This window comes from Polaribacter marinivivus (assembly GCF_042651285.1).
Classification (GTDB): Bacteria; Bacteroidota; Bacteroidia; order Flavobacteriales; family Flavobacteriaceae; genus Polaribacter; species Polaribacter marinivivus.
The window spans coordinates 185,734-206,516 of sequence record NZ_JBHSCY010000001.1 but is presented as its reverse complement, the minus strand read 5'-3'; the positions used below and the strand labels follow the sequence as shown (position 1 = coordinate 206,516).

The following is a 20,783-nucleotide window of genomic DNA, read 5'->3' as shown; positions in this document are numbered from 1 at the left end:
ACTCCTTACTTTTTTACTTTAAAAACTTTTACTAAAATATCTTCCATTAAACACCATTTAGTAAACGAAGATTGTAATAGATTGGCACCTACAAAGGCTGTAAACCAAAGCCAATTGATATTTACTTTTATGGCCAATATTAGACTTATAAGTATAAAAGTTCCTGCGATTGCTCTAATAATTTGTTCTACTTTCATTTTATTTATAATTTTTACGTTCAATCATATAATAGACTAAAGGCACAACTATTAAAGTTAAAACTGTTGATACTATTGTACCACCCATTAAAGAAATAGCTAAGCCTTGAAAAATTGGGTCAAAAAGAATTACAAATGCTCCAATTACTACTGTACCAGCAGTTAATAATATTGGTGTTGTTCTAACAGCACCAGCTTCTATAGCAGCTTGTTTTAAAGAAATACCTTCTGCTGTTCTTAAATTTATAAAATCGATTAATAAAACAGAATTACGAACCATAATGCCTGCTAAAGCAATCATACCAATAAAAGAAGTTGCTGTAAAATAGGCGTTCATTAACCAATGACCCAAGATAATTCCAATTAATGATAGGGGTATAGCTACCATCATCACTAAAGGAGCTTTAAAGTTTTGAAACCAACCCACAATCAGAATATAAATTAAGATTATTGCACCAATAAAAGCGATACCCAAATCTCTAAAAACTTCTAAAGTTATTTGCCATTCACCATCCCATTTTACAGTATAATCATCTTCAAAATCAGGTTGATTTATATACAGTTCATTTATAGAATATCCTTTAGGTATATTTATCTCTTTAAGTTTAGGTTCCATTCCAAGAATAGCATACGCTGGGCTTTCTAATTTGCCTGCCATATCTGCCATTACATAAACCACTCTTTTTTGGTTTTTTCTATAAATACTTTTAGGGGTTTTATTTTGATGAATACTGATTAAATCAATAATTGGAATTAAATTTCCTTGATTATTTTTAACTTTTAACTTCGCAATATTTGTAATTGACGATTTTTCTTTTTCATCCAAAGTTAAAATCAAACTAACTTGATTTGCAGCATTTTCGTTATATAATTGTGTAATAGCATTGTTAGATAATGCCATATTTATGGTATAAACAATTTGTTTTGGTGTTACACCATACAACATCGCTTTTTCTTTATTTACTTCAAACTGATATTCTTTTTGGTCATCTTCCACCATCCAATCTACATCTACAACATCATTTGTATTGGTAAGAATTTTTTGAACATTTTTAGCAATTTTTATTTGCTCATTATAATCAGGGCCATATACTTCTGCAACAATTGTAGACAATACTGGAGGTCCAGGAGGAACTTCTACCAATTTTATATTTGCATTATATTTTTTGCCAATCTTTTGAATATCTGAACGAAGTAATTTAACAATATCATGACTTTGAATAGTTCTGTCTTTTTTATCTTTTAAATTTACTTGAATATCAGCCATATTACTACCACCTCTTAAATCGTAATGTCTTACTAAACCATTAAAAGTAATTGGTGCAGAAGTGCCAACATAATTTTGATAATTTACTACTTCTGGTCTTGTAGATAGATACAAACCTACTTCTTTAGCCACTAAATTTGTTCTTTCTAAAGTGGTGCCTTCTGGCATATCTATAACCACTTGAAATTCATTTTTGTTATCAAAAGGCAACATTTTTACAGCTACAGCATTTGTAAAAAACAATGTCATTGTGGCTATTAATAAAATAAAAGTTACAGCTAAAAAAGACCACCTTTTTTTATTACTATCTAGTAAAGGTCTTTCAATTTTATTATAAATTTTATAAATAAAAGTATCTTCTATTGGTTTATCAGAAGAGATTTTATCATCTGTTTTATGCTTTTCATTTAAAAATAAATAACCTAAATAAGGAGTAATTGTTAATGCTACAAATAATGATAAAATCATTGCAATAGAAGCACCAATTGGCATTGGAGCCATATAAGGACCCATTAAACCAGACACAAAAGCCATAGGTAAAACAGAAGCGATTACTGTAAATGTTGCTAATATAGTTGGGTTACCAACTTCGTTAATTGCAAATAAAGCTGCCTTTTTAAAAGGTAATTTTTTCATTTTAAAATGCCTATGCATATTTTCTGCAATAATTATAGAATCGTCTACAACTATACCTGTAACAAAAACCAAAGCAAATAAGGTTATTCTGTTTAATGTATAGTCTAGCATGTAATAACTTAACAAAGTCAAAGCAAAAGTTATGGGTACAGATAAGAAAACAACTAAACCACCTCTCCAGCCCATAGCTAACATTACTACTAAAGTTACAGCTATAATAGAACCAATTAAATGAAGTAATAATTCTGATACTTTATGAGAAGCAGTTTCTCCATAATTTCTTGTGATTTCTACATGAACATCATCAGGAATTAAAGTTGTTTTTAATTTATCTATTTTATTGATGATAATTTCTGCAATTTGCATAGCATCTGCACCTTTTCTTTTAGCTATTGAGAGTGTTACAGCTGGATATTCTGAATTGTAAGATGCTATTTTATCACTTCCTTTTCCAAAGCCTAAAGAGACATAATTTTGAGATATTTCTGGACCGTAAATAATTTCAGAAATTTGTTTTAAATAAATAGGATTGTTGTCTTGTGTACCAACAATTAAATTTTCTACATCATTTTTAGATTGTAAAAAATTACCTGTTTTTACAAAGTATTCTGTATCATTACTTTGAAATTTCCCTGAATTTAATTGTGCATTATTAGCTTTAATCATTTCAGAAACAGATAAAAAATCTAATCCGCTTGCAGCTAATTTTTCTTTATCTAAAACCACTCTTACTTGTTTATTTCTACCTCCAATGGTTTTAGTAATAGAAACATCATTTACTTTTTTAATTTCGGTTTCTAATTCTTGTGTGATTTTTCTAAGTTCATAATCGTCATAATTTTTACTCCATAATGTTAAACCAAGCATAGGTACATCATCTATAGAACGCGATTTTATTAATGGAAAAGAGACTCCTTTTGGTATCTCATCCATATGTTTATTAATCTCATTATACAGTTTTACAAACGATCTTTCTATGTCTTCACCTACAAAAAACTGTACAATTACCATCCCTTTTTCTTGCATAGAAGTAGAGTAAACATATTCTACACCTTTAATATTAGAGATGATTTTTTCTAAAGGTTTTATCACTTTAGATTCAATTTCTTTTGGGCTAGCTCCAGGATATCCTACAAATATATCTGCCATAGGCACATCTATTTGAGGTTCTTCTTCACGTGGAATTAAAAAAGAACTATACACTCCAATAACCATAAAAACAATCATTAAGAGTATGGTTAATTTTGAGTCTATAAATACTTTGGCAATTTTACCTGCAAAACCTTCTTTCATTTTATAATTTTTTAGATTTATTGAATGCTAATATTAGCACCGTTAAAAAGTTTACCTTCAGACCAAATAATATATGATTCAGTTGTATTTAACCCAGAAAGTACTTCTACTTTGTCACCATAAACTTTACCTAATCTTAACCATCTTAATAAAGCCTTGTTGGTTTGACTAACTGTATATACTCCTGTTAATTCACCTTTTTTTATGATTGATGCTGTTGGGATTAATATTTTAGAATTTTGCTTTTCTATTTTTTTAGGTAAATAAAATTCAACAGTGGCAAACATGCCAGATAATATTTCTTTTGGTGTGTTTTTTAATTCAATTTTTACTAAAAACTGATTTCCAGTATTTTTTGAAGAACTACTTATTTCAGTTATATTTCCTTCAATTCTTTTATTTACTGAAGAGATAGATACAAATACGTTAGTATTTTTTTTAACATCAATAATTTCGTTTTCTGAGACAGTAGCAATAACCTCTAAATCATTTCCGTTTTCAATAGTTAGTAATGACATACCAGGATTAGCCATATCTCCTTCTTTAATATATTTATTTGTTATTATACCTGTAAATGGAGCTTTAATATTGGCATAATCAAATTGAGATTTTACTTCATTTTTTAGTTCATTTACAGATTCTAAACGAGCTTTTGCCATATTATAATTAGTTGTAATATCATCCATCTCTTTATCTGAAGCACTATTTTGAGCATGTAATTTTTTAAATCTCAAGTAATTTTTTTCAGCATTTTTAAAGCTTGCTTCTGCCTCTAGAATACTAGATTTAACTTGACCTATTTTAGCTTTTAAATCAGTATTATTTATGCTAATTAATTTTTGTCCTTTAGTTACTTTGTCTCCAACATTTACATTTACTTTTTCTACAAAACCCATTATTCTAGTACTTAAATCAGCACTTTGTACTGCTTGTATTTTTCCACTAGCAGTAAAGAAATTATTTAATGAGTTTTTTTCCACTTTTGCAACCTTAACTTTTATTACTGGATTTTCATTTTCAGTTATTGTTTCAGTTTTAGATGTACAACTTGCTATTAAAATTAAAAGACTTAGTATGTAGTATATGTTTTTCATTTTTTTATTCTTTTGTTAAAAACTGGGTGTATATAAGTGCGTAATTGTATTGGTAAATTGTAGCATAATAGGCTAATTGCTTTTGAGCATATTTAGCTTCAGCTACTAGAATATCATTCGATTTTTCTAAACCTTGAGTAAATCTGTTTTTTAAAATTCTAAGTGATTCTTGAGATTGTTCTACTGCCAATTTATTTAGCGATAAATTGTTTCGAGCATCAAAAAGCATTCTTTTTGCTTTTTCTAATTCTAAATTACTTTTAGAAACATATTTTTTATATTCTAATTTTTGCTGTTCTAATGCAGCTTTACTCTTTTGTGCCTTACCAATGTTTTTAGATCCTTTAAAAATATCCCAACTTAGAGAAGCGCCAATTAAATAACCATTTGCATTTCCATTAAAAAGTGTATTATCATATAATTCGTAAGAGCCAAAAGCATTTAAACGTGGTAAAAATGCCATTTTATCTGCTTTATTCATTGCACTATAAGCTTGTACAGAAAGTTCATTTGCTTTAATGTCACTTCTATTTTCAGGTACAGCGTTCGTAGTAACATCAGCAGTATGTAAAGCTAATTCTTTTACAGGTTTGTAAACTTTAAAACTATTCTCATTCATTAAAAAAGACAGGTAATTAGAGATGTTTTGTATATTGCTTTTAGCTGCTAGTATTTGATTTTGATTTTCTGTGACGTTTACATTTATATTTAAAACTTCAGATTTTTGCACTAACCCTTGCTCAAAGTAATTTTCAATTATTTTTTTATTTTCATTTGCTGCTTTTAAACTAGTTTTCAATACTTCTAAAGTTTTATAGGCTAGCTGTAGCTCCATAAATGTTTTTTCTATTTCAAAAATTAAATAATCTTCTGCTCTTTGTTTTTGTAAAATTGTTGCCTCTAAAATATTTTTAGCTGCTTTTCTTTGATAGATTCCATCTAAATTTAAAATAGGTTGTTGCACTTCTAACCTAGTAGCAAAGTTTTGCGTTTTATTTGGATTGTTTAAAAGAGATGGATTAAAGTCTGCTTGTGTAAGTATACCTTGATTAAGTTTTGAACCAAATGCCATTAAAGGATTTGTGGTAGAAAACCCTGTGTGACTTGCAGATACAGAAGGTAAAAAAACAGCTTTGGTTTGCACATATTCTGCTTTTGCTTTATTAATTTCTTCTTGAGAAATTTTCAGACTTAAATTTTCTGCTTTTACTTTACTTAAGACATCAGATTTATCTAACAAAGTATATTCTTGGGCGTCTACTTTTATAAAAAGTAGCATAAAACAAGTGGTGATAAAAAAAGTTATGTTCTTCATTTACATCATTTTTATGATGCAAAATTAGAGTCAAAAACTATTTCTATAAGTAACAAAAGTTACTTAGTAATACTAAGAAGATTTTCTATTTTATAGAGATATCTATAATTCGAGAACTTGAATACTGTTTCTAAACAGTTTAATTTTTTTCTCGTTCTCAAGCTTTTTTAGAATTCTTGAAACAACCACTCTAGAAGTGTGTAAGTCATCAGAGATTTTTTTATGAGTAGTTGTAATTACATCATTATTAGTAACCATGGCTTTATCTTTTAGGTACTTAAAAAGTCTATCATCCATCTTTAAAAAAGCAATAGTATCTATGGCTTCTAAAAGTTCGTCCATTCTATTATGATAACTTTGTAAAATAAATGATTGCCAAGAAGTGTATTTACTTAACCAGCTATTCATATTGTTTTTAGGAACTAAAATTAGCTCTACATCATTTTCTGCAACAGCTCTTATTTTACTTTTAGTTTCACCCATACAGCAAGATAAAGTCATTGCACAAGTATCTCCTTTTTCTAAATAGTACAATACAAGTTCATCACCATTTTCGTCTTCTCTTAGTATTTTTATAGCTCCATTTATTAATAAGGGCATAGATTTTATATAGTCGCCAATTTCAATAATATTTGTATCAGCAGAAAACTTTTTAAAAACGCCTTTTTCTTTAATTTCGTTTAATAAATCTTCTTCAAATAAGTAACTGTAGTAAGTATCAAAATTTTGATTCATAAAATCTTTTTTAATCATTAATTATTGATATTCAGAAGTAAGCTCGTCTACAATTAAGCCATCTTCTAAAGTTTGTATCACACCTAATGCAGCTCTTTCTCCAGCAATCATAGCTGCGTTTAAAGAACCATTTAATAATTGATCTCCTGCTAAAAATATAGTAGATTTCAACTTGGTTTCTGTACTTGAAATTTCGTATTGTAAGTTACTTAATTTTGGTAAAGCTTTTTTAATTTGATAGCATTTTAAAAAAGTAGTATTTGAAATAGAACAATATTTTTCTAAATCTTTTTGTACAGTTTCAATTAATTCTGTTTCATTTAAATCATGATCTTTAACAACAGTTACAGATAATAATTCTTTATTTCCTTTAGATGCAGTTGCAACAGAAGTAGGATAAAAAATATTATTAATTAAAGCATCTTTATCTGCAATTAAACCAATTAAAGCTTTATTTATTTGTTTTGTATTTGTTTCAAAATATAAAGTATTACAAGATTTCCACTCAGTTTCTTGGTTTTTTAAATTTGAAATTAATTGAGAAGCTTCTGTAGCAATAATAGTAATATGGCTTTTTATTTCTGAATTGTCTGATAAAATTATTTTAGTATCTAATACTTCTTTAACTTTTTGATTGAATTTAAAAGTTGTCTTTTTTAAATTATTCTTTAATTGATTGGGTATAGCTTGTATTCCTTCTTTTGGAATAACAGCTAAACCATCTCCAAACATTTTATAAACAAACTCGAACATTCTGCTTGAAGTTTCTAAGTTGGGTTCAAGAAAAATTCCAGTAAAAAAAGGTTTAAAAAAGTTATTAATGATATCCTCAGAGAAACCAAAATCTTGTAAATATTGTAAGGTTGTTTTTTCTTTTTCTTTAAAAATTTCAGCTGTTTTCTTTTTCTTTAAAATTGAATTTAATTTTAAGATTTTAAGTTTATCAGAAAAATGACCAATTGTTGAGAATAATGTTGGAAACAACAAAGAAAAACTTCTTAAAGGATCGCCTATTGATTGAGATTTTCCTTCTTTATAAATAGTGGCACCAGGCAATAGCTCTTGTAAGTCTAAACTTTCATAATTCAAGTATTTTTTTGCTGCTGGATAAGCACTTAATAAAACTTGAAATCCATGATCTAATATGTAATTATTAACAACATCAGATTTTACACGACCACCAACAGTTTTAGAACTTTCTATTATAATTGGCGAATATCCATGATTTTCTAAAATTTGAGCAGCAATTAAACCACTAACTCCAGCTCCAATGATATGAATTTTATAGTCAGACTTTTTCATAATCACAAAGATAATATATCAATTAGCTATTAACTGTGAATTTTTGTTATTTATAAATTAAAAAAATGACATAAGGATGACATAAATCATCTTTTTTAATAAAATTATTATTGAAATTTGATGTAGGATTTTAAAACTTATAGTCATGAAAAATACAGCAACAGTAAAAGATATTATGACTACAAATGTAATAACGTTAAGTAGTAGTGATAAGTTAGAAAACGCAGAAAAATTATTTAAGAAAAATAATATTAGACATATACCTATTGTTGATAATGGTGAAATAGTAGGGATGTTAAGTTATTCAGATTTATTAAGATTAAGTTTTGCAGACTTAACAAATGAAGAATTTGAAATAGATGCTTTTATTTATGAGATGTTTACCATAAAACAAATAATGGCAAAAAACTTAACAATGGTGCCACCTAATACTACAATTAAAAAGGTTGCTCAAATGTTAGTAGAAAAAGAGTTTCATGCATTACCTATAGTTAAAGATGAAAAACTTTTAGGTATAGTAACTTCTACAGATTTAAGTCGCTATTTAGTAGCACAATTAAACTAATAATAGATTAAGAGCTTTTTAAAAGCTCTTTTTCTTTTTTTAAATAAGCACTTAAAATTCTTTGCACATCTCTATTATCTCTTTTAGGTTGTACATAAAATTGATAATCTTCAGCCAACTCTAATTGATTGTCTAATTCTTTATCTATATAACCAAATCCTTGGTATACACCTCCTAAAATTAAGGCAAAACCAATTTCGTTTTTAAATCTACCTTTTTCTTTGATGACTAAATTTTCTGAAGCTAAACCAATAGAATTAATAGCTTCTTTTACTCTTTGGTTATATTTTTTTGGTGATTCTTTATCACAACAAACCCCTTTACATTCTTTTAATTGATGATGAAAACATACTTTAACATTGGTCTGTAAATGACAATATTTTGGACATAATTTATACTCTTCACAAAGTTTTTCTAAAAAGTTTCTACATTCTTGAATTGAGTAAAAAGTCATTATTGCATTAGAAACTAATTTTATTTTATTAAAAGCTAGATGAATAATTCCTTTTTGATCTTCGTAAGTAAATAACCCTATACTTTCTTTATTATTTTTTTGAGCTCTATTATATTTAGGATACCTCTTTTTAATTTCTGATGATTCCAATAACAAGGCTAACAAATCGCTACCAGTTTCAGAAAAAGAAATGCTTGCTGTTTCTAGACACATTTCTCTTTCTTTCTTTTTTTTATCGTAAAAATGACTAATTACTCTTTGATTAATATTAATAGCTTTACCCACATAAATGATTTCTTTGGCTTCATTTTTAAAATAATAAACTCCAGGTGTAGATGGTAAATTTTCAACATCACTTTTATTTAAAAGAGGGGGTAAAGTAGCTTGTTTAGAACGAGGGTTTAAAAACGAGTTGATGATAAACTGGTCATCTCTTTCTATTAATCTTCTAAATAATTCTGTAGTTGCTTCTGCATCACCTTTAGCTCTATGTCTGCCATTTATTGATATATTTTCTCCAGAACAAATATTTCCTAAGCTATAAGAACGTAAACCTGGCATAATTTTTCTAGATAAACGAACTGTGCAGAGTTTTTTTCTTTTATAATCGAAACCTAAGTTTTTAAACTCATCTTTAATTATGTTATAATCAAAGTTAACATTATGAGCAACAAATATGGTGTCTTTGGTAAATTCTTCTACTTGTTTTGCTATTTCGTAAAACTTTGGAGCATACCTAACCATAGCATCTGTTATGCCTGTTAAATTGGTAATAAAAGGAGGGATGTGTTGCTCTGGATTTACTAATGAGGTAAACTCATCTATAATATTTTTACCATCAAATAAAAAAATAGAAATCTCAGTAATTTTTTGACCTTTATAGCCATTTCCTGTGGTTTCTATGTCTACAACACTGTACAATTATCCAACTATATTTTTTAAGTCTGCAATGGTTGCTGTTGGATCATCGCTTTTAAAAACATAGCTTCCTGCCACTAATACATTTGCACCAGCTTCAATTAAAGCATTTGCATTTTTATTAGTTACACCACCATCAATTTCTATTTGACAATTAGATTCAGAAAACTCAATTAAATGTTTTAATTGGCTTACTTTTTTATAGGTATTTTCTATAAACGACTGTCCACCAAAACCTGGATTTACACTCATTAAACACACTAAATCTAAATCTGCTATGATGTCTTCTAAAACAGCAATTGGTGTATGTGGGTTAAGAGCTACACCAGCTTTCATTCCTGCAGCTTTTATAGCTTGTACAGTTCTGTGTAAATGTGTGCAAGCTTCATAATGCACAGTTAAAATATCTGCACCTAAATCTGCAAAAGTTTGTATGTATCTATCAGGGTCTACAATCATTAAATGCACGTCAATTGTTTTGTTAGCATGTTTAGAAATAGCTTTTAAAACAGGCATTCCAAAAGAAATATTAGGTACAAAAACCCCATCCATAATATCTATATGAAACCAATCTGCTTCACTATTATTTACCATTTCTATGTCTCTCTGTAAGTTAGCAAAATCTGCTGCTAAGATTGAAGGTGCAATTAAATTACTCATTTGTATAAAGTTGTGTTTTAAGGTTACAAAAATAGGTATATAAAATAAAAAACTCTCGAATTTAGTTCGAGAGTTTTTAATAAAATATTTATATAATGATTATCCTAAATAAGTCATTAAAATTTTACTTCTAGATGTATGTTTTAATCTACGAATTGCTTTTTCTTTAATTTGACGAACACGTTCTCTTGTTAAATCAAAAGTTTCACCAATTTCTTCTAGAGTCATTGGTTGGTGCTCACCTAAACCAAAATACAATTTAACAACATCTGCTTCTCTTGGAGTTAATGTTTCTAAAGCTCTATTAATCTCGATTCTTAAAGATTCGTGTAATAAAGTTCTATCTGGATTTGGAGACTCACCAGAGTTTAAAACATCATATAAGTTAGAATCTTCACCTTCTATTAAAGGTGCATCCATTGATACATGACGTCCTGAATTTTTCATAGATTCTTTTACATCATTTACAGTCATGTCTAATTTCTTAGCAATTTCTTCAGCACTTGGTGGGCGCTCATTTTCTTGCTCTAAGAAAGCGTACATTTTATTGATTTTATTAATAGAACCAATTTTATTTAATGGCAAACGTACAATTCTAGATTGTTCTGCTAATGCTTGTAATATAGATTGACGAATCCACCAAACTGCATATGATATAAATTTAAAACCACGTGTTTCATCAAAACGTTTTGCGGCTTTAATTAAACCTAAGTTTCCTTCGTTAATTAAATCTGGTAAAGTTAATCCTTGATTTTGGTATTGTTTTGCAACTGATACAACAAATCTTAAATTGGCTTTTGTTAATTTCTCTAATGCTCTTTGATCACCTGCTTTAATAAGCTGTGCTAATTCTACTTCTTCATCAGCAGTAATTAAGTCTACTTTTCCAATTTCTTGTAAATATTTGTCTAAAGATGCAGTTTCCCTGTTAGTAACCTGCTTTGTAATTTTAAGCTGTCTCATCTAATAATTTGCATTTTTTAAGGATTAATACTAATGCTCAAATTATTATACGTAACAAAGATTGTTTTTGTTACAAAAAAGCTAAAAAATATTTTATTATTATTAATAATAAAACCTATAAATCTGATTTATTGATATTTATGTTCTATTTTTATATTTTTTAATTATATTGGCTATATCTAATATTATAAAATAAATTTTCTTTTTTTATAAATATGAACTTGATAATTAAGTTTTTATAAATTATATTTGCTAAATTTTTTGAAATACCAACCAATTTTAATTTCTAAAATTGCTTTATAATATGCCAATTGAATATAATCATTCAATTACAATTTGATAGAAAGTTGGGGGACTATCTATCATGAGTGATTTATTTCACAAAAAAAGAGACCGCAGAAATGCGGTCTCTTTATATTTATAATTATTAGATTTTTAGAAAAGTCCGTTTATTTGTGAATCTATTCTATCTATAATGTATCCTAAATCTTCTTGATTTTTCACAAAGTCTAAATTATCTACATCAATAACTAATAATTTTCCTTTTGTGTAAGTAGATATCCAAGCTTCATAACGTTCGTTTAATCTACTCAAATAATCTATAGATATTGAGTTTTCATATTCTCTACCTCTTTTATGAATTTGACCTACTAATGTAGAGATGTCTGCTCTTAAGTAAATTAATAAATCTGGAGGTGATACTAAATTTTCCATCAATTCAAATAAAGAGCTATAATTACTGTAATCTCTATTTGTCATTAAGCCCATTGCATGTAGGTTAGGTGCAAAAATATGGGCATCTTCGTAAATGGTTCTATCTTGAATGATATTTTTACCAGATTCGCGTAATTCTAATATCTGTCTAAAACGACTATTTAAAAAATAGACTTGTAAGTTAAAAGACCAACGTTCCATTTCTGCATAAAAATCATCTAAATAAGGATTTTCATCAACAGACTCAAAATGTGGTTTCCATTTATAATGTTTGGCTAAAAGTTTGGTTAGTGTAGTTTTACCTGCACCAATATTTCCTGCAATTGCAACATGCATATGTTATAGTATCTTATGATTAAAAAAGAGAAATCAAAGTTACTAAAAATAAAAGATTTTAAAAGCTTAACAGATTAATTTATATCCAAAACCTCTAACATTTAGTATTTGTATGGTTTCGTCTTTTTTTAATTTTTTACGTAATTTACTTATAAAGACATCCATACTTCTAGCATTAAAAAAATCATCATTACCCCAAAGTTTATTAAGGATAAAAGATCTATCTAAGATTTCATTTTTTTTCTCAAATAGATAAAATAACAATTCTGCTTCTCTATGAGTTAATTGCTCTAAATTATTATCTATTTCTAGAGTTTGTTTGGTTAAATTGAATACGTATTTTCCAATAGTTATGTGATCAACATTACTTTTAATTTCTATTCTATCTAATAAAGCTTTAATTCTAACAATTAATTCCTCCATAGAAAAGGGTTTTTTTAAGTAGTCATTTCCTCCTTTATGAAAACCTTCTAAAACATCACTTGTTTGCGATTTGGCTGTTAAAAAAATTATGGGAATTCTTTTGTTTTCTTTTCTTATATCTTCTGCAACAGAGAATCCATCTTTTTTAGGCATCATTACATCTAATACTAAAATATCGGGTTGTTCTTTTTTGTAAATCTCTACTGCTTGCTCTCCATCTTCAGCTAAAAAAACTAAAAAATCTCTTGTTTCTAAGCTTTCTTTAACAATCATTCCTAAGCTAGCTTCATCTTCTGCTAATAGAACTTTAACTTTACTCATTTGGAATATTTATTTTAAAAATGGTGTTGTTTTTATCTGAAACTAAACTTATAGTTCCTAAATGTTTTTCAATAATTTTTTTACAATAATATAAGCCAATACCAAAACCTTTAACATTATGTGTATTACCTTTTGGCACCCTGTAAAATTTATCAAAAATCTTTTCTTGTTGATTTTTTTCTACTCCATTTCCATTATCTGCAACTGTAATTTCTGTATTGTTTAAAATTGAATTGATATTTATTTCTATTGTATCTCCTCCATACTTAACAGCATTATCTATTAAATTAGAAACTACATTTTCGAAATGAAAAGCATCAACATTTATATATATAGGTTTTAGGTTGGTAGAAAAATTAAGTGTTTTATTATTTGCTAGTAGCTGGTGTTTAGTCACTATTTTTTGAACTACTTCTGTAATATCTATTGTTTCTTTTTTTAATAATAATTGTTCACTATCAAGAGTAGCTGTTTCTAAAAGTTTCTCTACCATTTGATGTAATTTTTTTAACTGAATAGATGATAATGATAAATATTTTTGAGTCTTTTCTTTATCATCTAATACATTAAAATTCTCTATGGCTTCTATAGCAGTAGAAACTGTAGCTATTGGGGTTTTAAATTCGTGAGTAATATTACTAATTAAATCATTTTTAATTATAGAAAGCTCTTTTTGTTCTTTGATGATTTTTAATAAATAAAACAAACAAGAAACAATTAATAAAGCTAAAATAAAAGATAATAAAATGCCTCCAAACCCTCTTTTTAGAGCTTCGAAATTAGGATTAGCATAATACAATTTAAAGGCTTCTTCTTTTTTTAAGTAGGTAGATTTAGAATCCACAGAAAAAAGATCTGATATTAAAGTAGTGTCTTTTGTTTTTTTAATAATAGAATCATTTTTTATGTGATGAAAACTAGTTTTTAAATCTATACCTTTTTTATTTAGTTGGTTTTCAATTAAAGAATCTAGTTTTTTATATTCAATAGATTGGTCTAAAAATGAAATAAAAATGGGTTTTAAATTGGTAAGTAGTTTTAAACTGTCTGCAGCAGCTTTACCTTTAAAATATTTAATCTCAGATTTATTTCCATGACTATCAAAATGTAAGCCTTTAATAGAATCTTTAAAATGAGTTTGTGGCTTATAGTTTTCTAAAAATGATTTAGATTTTGTTGAATCTTCTTTTAAATTAAACTCGGTCACAAAATCTTTAGTGGTTAGTAAAATAGAGTCAATCTTTTCTTTAGAATAATTTTCATCTGTAGTAATTTTTATACTATTTAAAGTGATTTTACTGCCAATTTTCTTTTTACTCTTTTTTAGTTTAATGGTGTCATTACTTATAGCATCAAAAAATTTAAGTTTATTACTATCTGTAGCGTTTTTACCTATAATAGTAATAAAATTACTTTTCGCTAAAGAAGAATAATATTCTTCTACTGCATTGTCTAAACTTAATTGAATTTCGTTGGCAACCCTTTGTTTGTTTTCTTCGTAGTTTTTGTAATTCCAATAGAACTGCACTCCAATTGTTGTAATAATTGTAAGTGTAATAAAATAGAAAAGCCAAGTGTATTTTTTGGTGTTCATACAGCAAATATAGGATGTAAAAAATAGAAAAACAGCTGGTTAACACACGTTAACACTCATTAACTATAAAATATATAATTCATAAGCATCTTTGTAGTGTATAACTATAAAACCTATATTATGAAAGTAATTTTATTAATTCTATTATTAAGTTTTTCTTTTTTTGCTTATGGTCAAAAAGATAATTTATCAATAATAAATGAAAAGTCAGAAGTAAAAATTACAGCTGTTTCTTACGCTGTTAATAGTGCAAAAGAATTACAGAGTATAGATTGGAAAGAAATAAAAGAAGTTTTTAATTCAAATAAGGGTTCAGAAAAAATTGAAATGAGCTTTGCATTAAATTATCCAAATTCTAAATACAAAATTAAAAGTTCAATTAAAGTATCTGGACAAACAAAAGATATAGATTCTTTAATTTTTAGAGCTAAAAAAGGCGTAAAATCAATCATAAAAATATCTAATAAATACAAAAACTAAATCATGAAAACTATTATTACATTTTTAACTTTAGTCTTATCATTTTCTATAAATGCACAAGATTTTACAGGTAAAGCAATTTATAAAACTAGTAGAAAATCTAACTTTAAAATTGGTGGTGATTCAAAATTAACAGATCAGCAAAAAGAACAATTACAAGCAAGATTTCAAAAAATGAATCAAAAAACATTCATTTTAAACTTTGATAAATATACATCTACGTATAAGCAAGATGTAAAATTAAAAGCTCCAAAACCAAATGTTGGAGGTGCAAATGTTATGGTAATGTCTTTTGGTGGTTCTGGAGAAGGTAGTATTTATTACAAAAACATTAAAGAAGACAGGTTTACAAACCAAACAGAAATTATGAGTAAGCGTTTTCTTGTAAAAGATTCTTTACCTACTTACAAATGGGAAATGTCTTCAGAAACTAAAAACATAGGTAATTATACTTGCTATAAAGCTTCATTTACAAGAGATGTAGAAAATGTAAAAATGAGCATAGTTAATGGAGATTCTAAAGAAGTAAAAGAAACTGTATCTGTAACAACTACTGCTTGGTATACACCTCAAATACCTGTAAGTAATGGTCCAGATGATTATCAAGGATTACCTGGTTTAATATTAGAAATAAATGATGGTACAACCACTATTGTATGCACAGAAATTGTTTTAAATCCTTCAGATAAAATAAAAATAAATGAACCTGAAAAAGGAACTGTAGTGAACCAAACAGAATATGATGAAATTAGCAGAAAAAAATCTAAAGAGATGATGGAGCGTTTTAAAAGTAGAAATGGAGTAGATATGGGTAATGGAATCAATATAAAAATAGGAGGTTAAAATTTTGTTAAAGCTGTTTCATTTTTATTTGATAAGATTAAACTTTTAAGTTTTTTTTAAGTCTTACCCCTATAAATTAAAAGTACTTTTGATAAAAAATTAAACACTACAAAATGAAAAACCTTTTAACACTACTGTTTTTAGCAGTATCTATTACAACTTTTTCACAAAAAGAAATTACTGGTAAAGCAACTTACATGTCTAAAACAACAGTAGATATGAGTTCTTGGGGAAGAAATGGACAAATGTCTGAAGCTCAAAAAAAGCAAATTGCTGCAAGAATGAAAAACATGTTAGAAAAAACTTACACTTTAACATTCACAAAAAACGAATCTGTTTACAAAGAAGATGAAAAATTAGAAGCACCTGGTGCTGGAGGAGGATTTAGATTTGGTGGTTTTGGTGGCAGTGGAACACAATATAAAAATACTAAAGATAAAGTAGCCTTAGAATCTACTGAGTTTTTTGGTAAAAACTTTTTAGTTTCTGATGAAATGAATCAACCAAAATGGGAGATGTCTACAGAAACTAAAAAAATTGGAAACTATACTTGTTATAAAGCAACTATGATGAAAGATGTTGATCCTTTAGATTGGACTAACATGAGAAGAAGAAGAAATAACGATAACAAAAAAGATGAATCTAAAAAAGATTCGAGTAACGTTACTAAAATTTCTGATGAAATAGAAATGCCAAAACAAATTGAAGTTACAGCTTGGTATACTCCACAAATTCCTATTAGTAATGGTCCTGGAGAATATTGGGGATTACCAGGTTTAATCTTAGAGGTTAATTCAGGTAGAACAACTGTTTTATGTACAGAACTTGTTTTAAATCCTTCTGAAAAAATCGAAATAGAAGCTCCAACTAAAGGAGAAAAAATTAAAAGAGAAAAATATACTAAGACTATCACTCAAAAAATGGAGGAAATGCGCCAAAATTTTAGAGGTAGAGGTAGAGGAGGTAGAGGAAGATTCTAATAAGATTACCCAAACAAAAAAACTAATCAAATAAATTATTCATGAAAAAAATATTACTTATCACCATCTTTATGGTGTCATTAGTAACTAGTGCTCAAATTAAACTTACAGGGGTTGTAAAAGACTCTATAGGTGCACCACTAGAAATGGCAAATGTAATCGCTTTAGATACTGTTGCTAAAAAAATTAGCTCATTTGGTTTTACAGATGCTAAAGGTAATTTTAAATTAGACTTAGATGAAAACAAGGTATATAACGTAAAAATAAGTTACATAGGTTTTAAAGAAATTAGTGAGTTTATTAAAACAGGCACTACTAATATTTCAAAAAACTATACCATGTACGAAGACAACATGTTAGATGGTATTAATATAGTTTCTAAAATGCCTGTTACTGTTAAAGGAGATACAATTATATATAATGCAGACTCCTTTAAAAATGGTACAGAACGTAAACTAGAAGACGTACTAAAAAAATTACCAGGAGTAGAAATTAACGATGCTGGCCAAATAGAAGTAGAAGGTAAAGCTGTAGAAAAAATTACTGTTGATGGTAAAGAGTTTTTTAGTGGAGATACAAAACTGGCATCTAAAAACATACCTTCTAATGCTGTAGATAAAATACAAGTATTAAGAAACTTTGCAGATGTAAATCAATTAAGAGGTGTTCAAGATAATCAAGATAGAGTTGCTATAAACATTAAGTTAAAAGAAGGTAAAAAGAATTTTTGGTTTGGAGATGTTTATGCTGGTGCAGGAAGTTCACCAAATGAAGGTTTATATTTATTTCAACCAAAATTATTTTATTACACACCTAAATATACCTTAAATATTATTGGTGATATTAATAATATTGGAGAAGCTGTTTTAGACAGAAGAGATGTTAGAGGTTTAAGAGGTGGTTTTAGAAGTCAAAGTCCATCTAATGGAACAAATATTAGTTTAGCAAGTGCAGGTATTGGATTTTTAACAGCAACTGCAAGAAATGCAAACCGAATTGAAACAAAATTAACAGCTTTAAACTTTAGCTACTCACCAAATAAAAAATTAGATTTAAGTGGATATTTAATTTGGTCTGGTAATTCTAATGGACAAAGAAATCGTAACATTGTTGATTATAATGATCCAAGTATTCCTGACGATATTACTGATAATACTACAGACCAAACCAGTAATTCTGGGTTATTAAACTTTAAAGCAATTTATAAGAAGAATGTAGACAACCAATTAAACTACGATTTAAATGGTCGTTTTACAAACGAGTTTAGAAATGATGTTGGTTTTTCTCAAGTTATTGGAAGCAATACACCAATTACAGAAAATGAAAATGCAACACCTTTTACCATTACTCAAAACTTAAGTTATTTCTACACAGCTAGTGAAAAAAGTATTTTTGCACTAGAGATGCAACATGCAATGCAAGATGAAGACCCTTTTTATATGGCGTCTATAGAAAATGCAGATACAGACCCAAATAATAATGTAGATGGTTTTGATGATGTAGCAGATGTTTTAGGTTTAAATAAATCGCAACAGTTTTACAGATTAGATCAAAATAGAAGAGTAAAATCGAATCAATTAGATGCGAAATTAGATTACTATTATATTTTAAATGACAAGAGTAACTTAAATTTTGTAGGAGGTACAATTTTAAGTCAACAAAATTTTGATTCAAGATTTTTTCAAGTATTAGATAATGGAAATACTTTAGACCCAAATTTAAATATTCCTAATGTAGCTAATGCGCAAAATACAAATGACACTGAGTATAATTTTACAGATTTATATGCTGGAATGCGTTATAGAGTAAAAACAGGTATTTTTACTTTTAGACCTGGTTTTACTGTACATTCTTACAATGCTAATAATACACAATATGGTACAAATTATTTTAAAGATACATTTGTAAGAGTGTTACCTGAGTTGAATATTATTGCTCAATTTAAGAAAAGTGAAAACATGACTTTTGATTATAGACAGAGCGTAAATTTTACAGATGTAAACCAAATAGCAGAAGGTATTGTAGCTAATAGTTTTAACTCATTCTTCTTTGGGAATAATGATATTATGAACGCTCGTGCACATTCAGCAAACTTAAATTATAGAAGTTTTAATTTATTCAATAACACTTTTGTTTTTGCACGTTTATCATATAATAAAACTATGGAACAAATTTCTTCTATAGCAAATTTCGTTCCTGGTTCTGTTGTATCTACAAGAACAAACTTAAACTTACCATTTGATATTGAAAGTTTTAATGCTTTTGGTACAGTTACTAAAACTTTTGGTAAAATAAGAACTAGTATTGGTGGTAGTTATTCAGATGCTGAATTTTATCAATTATTTGATTTAAGTTCTGGAAATATTAACACTACTAAAATCAACACAAAAAATTATAGTGTAAGTCCAAGTATAAGAACTAATTATATTAAAGCGCCAAATGTGAGCTTAAGGTATAGAGCTTCATTTAATGATCAAGATAGAGTAGAAAGAGGTTCTGGAAATATGTTTAATTTTAAAACTGTTACACATTCACCATCTATTGATTTTGATGCCTATTTATGGAAATCATTAACAGTTAGAGCTGATTATACCTACAATGAAGTGAGACAAGATGGAGTTTTTCAAAATGCTTTTGATATTTTAAACTTTTCTATGTCTTATAGAAAAGACAGAGATGCAAAATGGGAATACGAATTTGAAGCAAGTAACATTTTAGGAACAGAATCTAGAATTTCTGTTAATAATGGAAATATATCAAACTCTATTAACGAAACATTTATATTACCTAGGTTAATAACTTTTAGATTACGTTATCAGTTATAATCATCTCATTTGAATTAATTAAAAAGGCTCTTTTAGAGCCTTTTTTTGTTTTGTTTAGTATTTTCGCAACATGAGTTTATTAGCATCAAAATCTCCTTGGTATGCAACAGGTAAAAGTTTAGGGCTGTTGTATTTGTTTTTACTAACGGGTCTTTTTTTAGATAGTTATCACTTTGTAAAAATAACAGCACATGCACAGTGGTTTGCAAATGCAGCTATGTTTATTGTTACTGGCATTGTGTTTTTTAATGTAACAAAAAGAAACCGAGAGCAAATGATTACTGCAATTCTTATTGCAATAATAGGTGAATATTTATTTTCTATTGTTTTAGGGATGTATACTTATAGATTAGAAAATGTACCTCATTATGTTCCTCCAGGTCATGCATTAGTGTATATTTCTGTATTGTATTTTTCTAAAGCAAGCTCAATAACCAAACATAAAATTTCTTTAGAAAAAATATTTACCATTTTTATATTTATATATGCCTCTGTATTTCTAATTTTTAAGAATGATGTTTTTGGTTTTGTAATGACTGTAGCTACTTTGTTTATTTTAAGAAATAAACCAAGAGAACGCTTGTTTTACCTAACTATGTATATAACAGTTGCTGTTTTAGAAATTATAGGTACAAATTATTTATGCTGGAAATGGCCTTCTACTGCTTGGGGTGTATTTGACTTTTTGCCAAGTTACAATCCACCAAGTGGAATTAGTTTCTTTTATTTTGGATTAGATTTAGGCTCTTTATGGTTGTATAAACAACGACATAAATTAGCTTGGTTACGCATGAAAAATATTAGAAAAATTAGATCTAAATCAGTAAACTAATTTTATATTAGTTTCGTTTAATATGCAAACACACAT

General features: G+C 27.5%; 18 protein-coding genes. 6 read left to right on the top strand and 12 right to left on the bottom strand.

The window, feature by feature from the left end; genetic code table 11:
* Positions 1–5: 5 nt before the first annotated feature.
* From ACFOWD_RS01010 to ACFOWD_RS00985, 6 genes are all read right to left on the bottom strand, one after another.
* A complete protein-coding gene (locus ACFOWD_RS01010; protein WP_298989106.1) occupies positions 6–197 on the bottom strand; it encodes a YgaP family membrane protein in 192 nt (63 codons plus the stop codon).
* Between the two features lies 1 nt (position 198).
* Positions 199–3,393, bottom strand: a complete 3,195-nt coding sequence (locus ACFOWD_RS01005) for an efflux RND transporter permease subunit (RefSeq protein ID WP_377407374.1) — start codon at positions 3,391–3,393, stop codon at positions 199–201.
* Between the two features lie 17 nt (positions 3,394–3,410).
* On the bottom strand, positions 3,411–4,487 hold the full coding sequence (locus ACFOWD_RS01000; protein WP_377407372.1) for an efflux RND transporter periplasmic adaptor subunit: 1,077 nt from the start codon (positions 4,485–4,487) through the stop codon (positions 3,411–3,413).
* Positions 4,488–4,491: 4 nt separating this feature from the next.
* Positions 4,492–5,802, bottom strand: coding sequence for a TolC family protein (locus ACFOWD_RS00995; RefSeq protein WP_377407370.1), 1,311 nt, complete (start codon positions 5,800–5,802; stop codon positions 4,492–4,494).
* Between the two features lie 102 nt (positions 5,803–5,904).
* Positions 5,905–6,537, bottom strand: coding sequence for a Crp/Fnr family transcriptional regulator (locus ACFOWD_RS00990; protein WP_298989094.1), 633 nt, complete (start codon positions 6,535–6,537; stop codon positions 5,905–5,907).
* Positions 6,538–6,558: 21 nt separating this feature from the next.
* Complete coding sequence (locus tag ACFOWD_RS00985; RefSeq protein WP_377407368.1) at positions 6,559–7,839, bottom strand: FAD-dependent oxidoreductase; 1,281 nt, start codon at positions 7,837–7,839, stop codon at positions 6,559–6,561.
* A 145-nt stretch (positions 7,840–7,984) separates the two neighbouring features.
* On the opposite strand from ACFOWD_RS00985, the gene ACFOWD_RS00980 reads away from it, so the two are divergent.
* Entirely contained in the window at positions 7,985–8,404 is a 420-nt protein-coding gene (locus tag ACFOWD_RS00980) for a CBS domain-containing protein (RefSeq protein ID WP_377407366.1), read from the top strand.
* Positions 8,405–8,411: 7 nt separating this feature from the next.
* Here ACFOWD_RS00980 and ACFOWD_RS00975 read toward each other — a convergent pair whose 3' ends face one another.
* The 6 genes from ACFOWD_RS00975 to ACFOWD_RS00950 form a co-directional block, all read right to left on the bottom strand.
* Positions 8,412–9,779 carry a 3'-5' exonuclease family protein gene (locus ACFOWD_RS00975; protein ID WP_377407364.1) on the bottom strand — a complete coding sequence of 456 codons (1,368 nt, stop codon included), beginning with the start codon at positions 9,777–9,779 and terminating at the stop codon, positions 8,412–8,414.
* On the bottom strand, positions 9,780–10,436 hold the full coding sequence (gene rpe / locus ACFOWD_RS00970; RefSeq protein WP_298989087.1) for a ribulose-phosphate 3-epimerase: 657 nt from the start codon (positions 10,434–10,436) through the stop codon (positions 9,780–9,782).
* A 99-nt stretch (positions 10,437–10,535) separates the two neighbouring features.
* On the bottom strand, positions 10,536–11,399 hold the full coding sequence (locus ACFOWD_RS00965; RefSeq protein ID WP_114424921.1) for a sigma-70 family RNA polymerase sigma factor: 864 nt from the start codon (positions 11,397–11,399) through the stop codon (positions 10,536–10,538).
* 435 nt (positions 11,400–11,834) lie between these two features.
* Positions 11,835–12,449, bottom strand: a complete 615-nt coding sequence (locus ACFOWD_RS00960; protein WP_298989079.1) for a deoxynucleoside kinase — start codon at positions 12,447–12,449, stop codon at positions 11,835–11,837.
* A gap of 66 nt (positions 12,450–12,515) precedes the next feature.
* Positions 12,516–13,193 (bottom strand): response regulator transcription factor, encoded by a 678-nt coding sequence (locus ACFOWD_RS00955; RefSeq protein WP_377407362.1) that lies wholly within the window; start codon positions 13,191–13,193, stop codon positions 12,516–12,518.
* Positions 13,186–14,787, bottom strand: a complete 1,602-nt coding sequence (locus ACFOWD_RS00950) for a sensor histidine kinase (protein ID WP_377407360.1) — start codon at positions 14,785–14,787, stop codon at positions 13,186–13,188. The genes ACFOWD_RS00955 and ACFOWD_RS00950 overlap by 8 nt, the downstream gene beginning before the upstream one ends.
* Positions 14,788–14,907: 120 nt before the next feature.
* On the opposite strand from ACFOWD_RS00950, the gene ACFOWD_RS00945 reads away from it, so the two are divergent.
* From ACFOWD_RS00945 to ACFOWD_RS00925, 5 genes are all read left to right on the top strand, one after another.
* On the top strand, positions 14,908–15,267 hold the full coding sequence (locus tag ACFOWD_RS00945; protein ID WP_377407358.1) for a hypothetical protein: 360 nt from the start codon (positions 14,908–14,910) through the stop codon (positions 15,265–15,267).
* 3 nt (positions 15,268–15,270) lie between these two features.
* On the top strand, positions 15,271–16,110 hold the full coding sequence (locus ACFOWD_RS00940) for a GLPGLI family protein (protein ID WP_298989065.1): 840 nt from the start codon (positions 15,271–15,273) through the stop codon (positions 16,108–16,110).
* Between the two features lie 113 nt (positions 16,111–16,223).
* On the top strand, positions 16,224–17,090 hold the full coding sequence (locus ACFOWD_RS00935) for a GLPGLI family protein (RefSeq protein ID WP_377407356.1): 867 nt from the start codon (positions 16,224–16,226) through the stop codon (positions 17,088–17,090).
* A gap of 41 nt (positions 17,091–17,131) precedes the next feature.
* Positions 17,132–19,915 (top strand): carboxypeptidase regulatory-like domain-containing protein, encoded by a 2,784-nt coding sequence (locus ACFOWD_RS00930; protein WP_377407355.1) that lies wholly within the window; start codon positions 17,132–17,134, stop codon positions 19,913–19,915.
* 70 nt (positions 19,916–19,985) lie between these two features.
* The gene (locus tag ACFOWD_RS00925; RefSeq protein WP_377407353.1) at positions 19,986–20,747 is read left to right on the top strand and encodes a hypothetical protein; all 762 of its coding nucleotides are present in this window, start codon (positions 19,986–19,988) and stop codon (positions 20,745–20,747) included.
* Positions 20,748–20,783 lie beyond the last annotated feature (36 nt).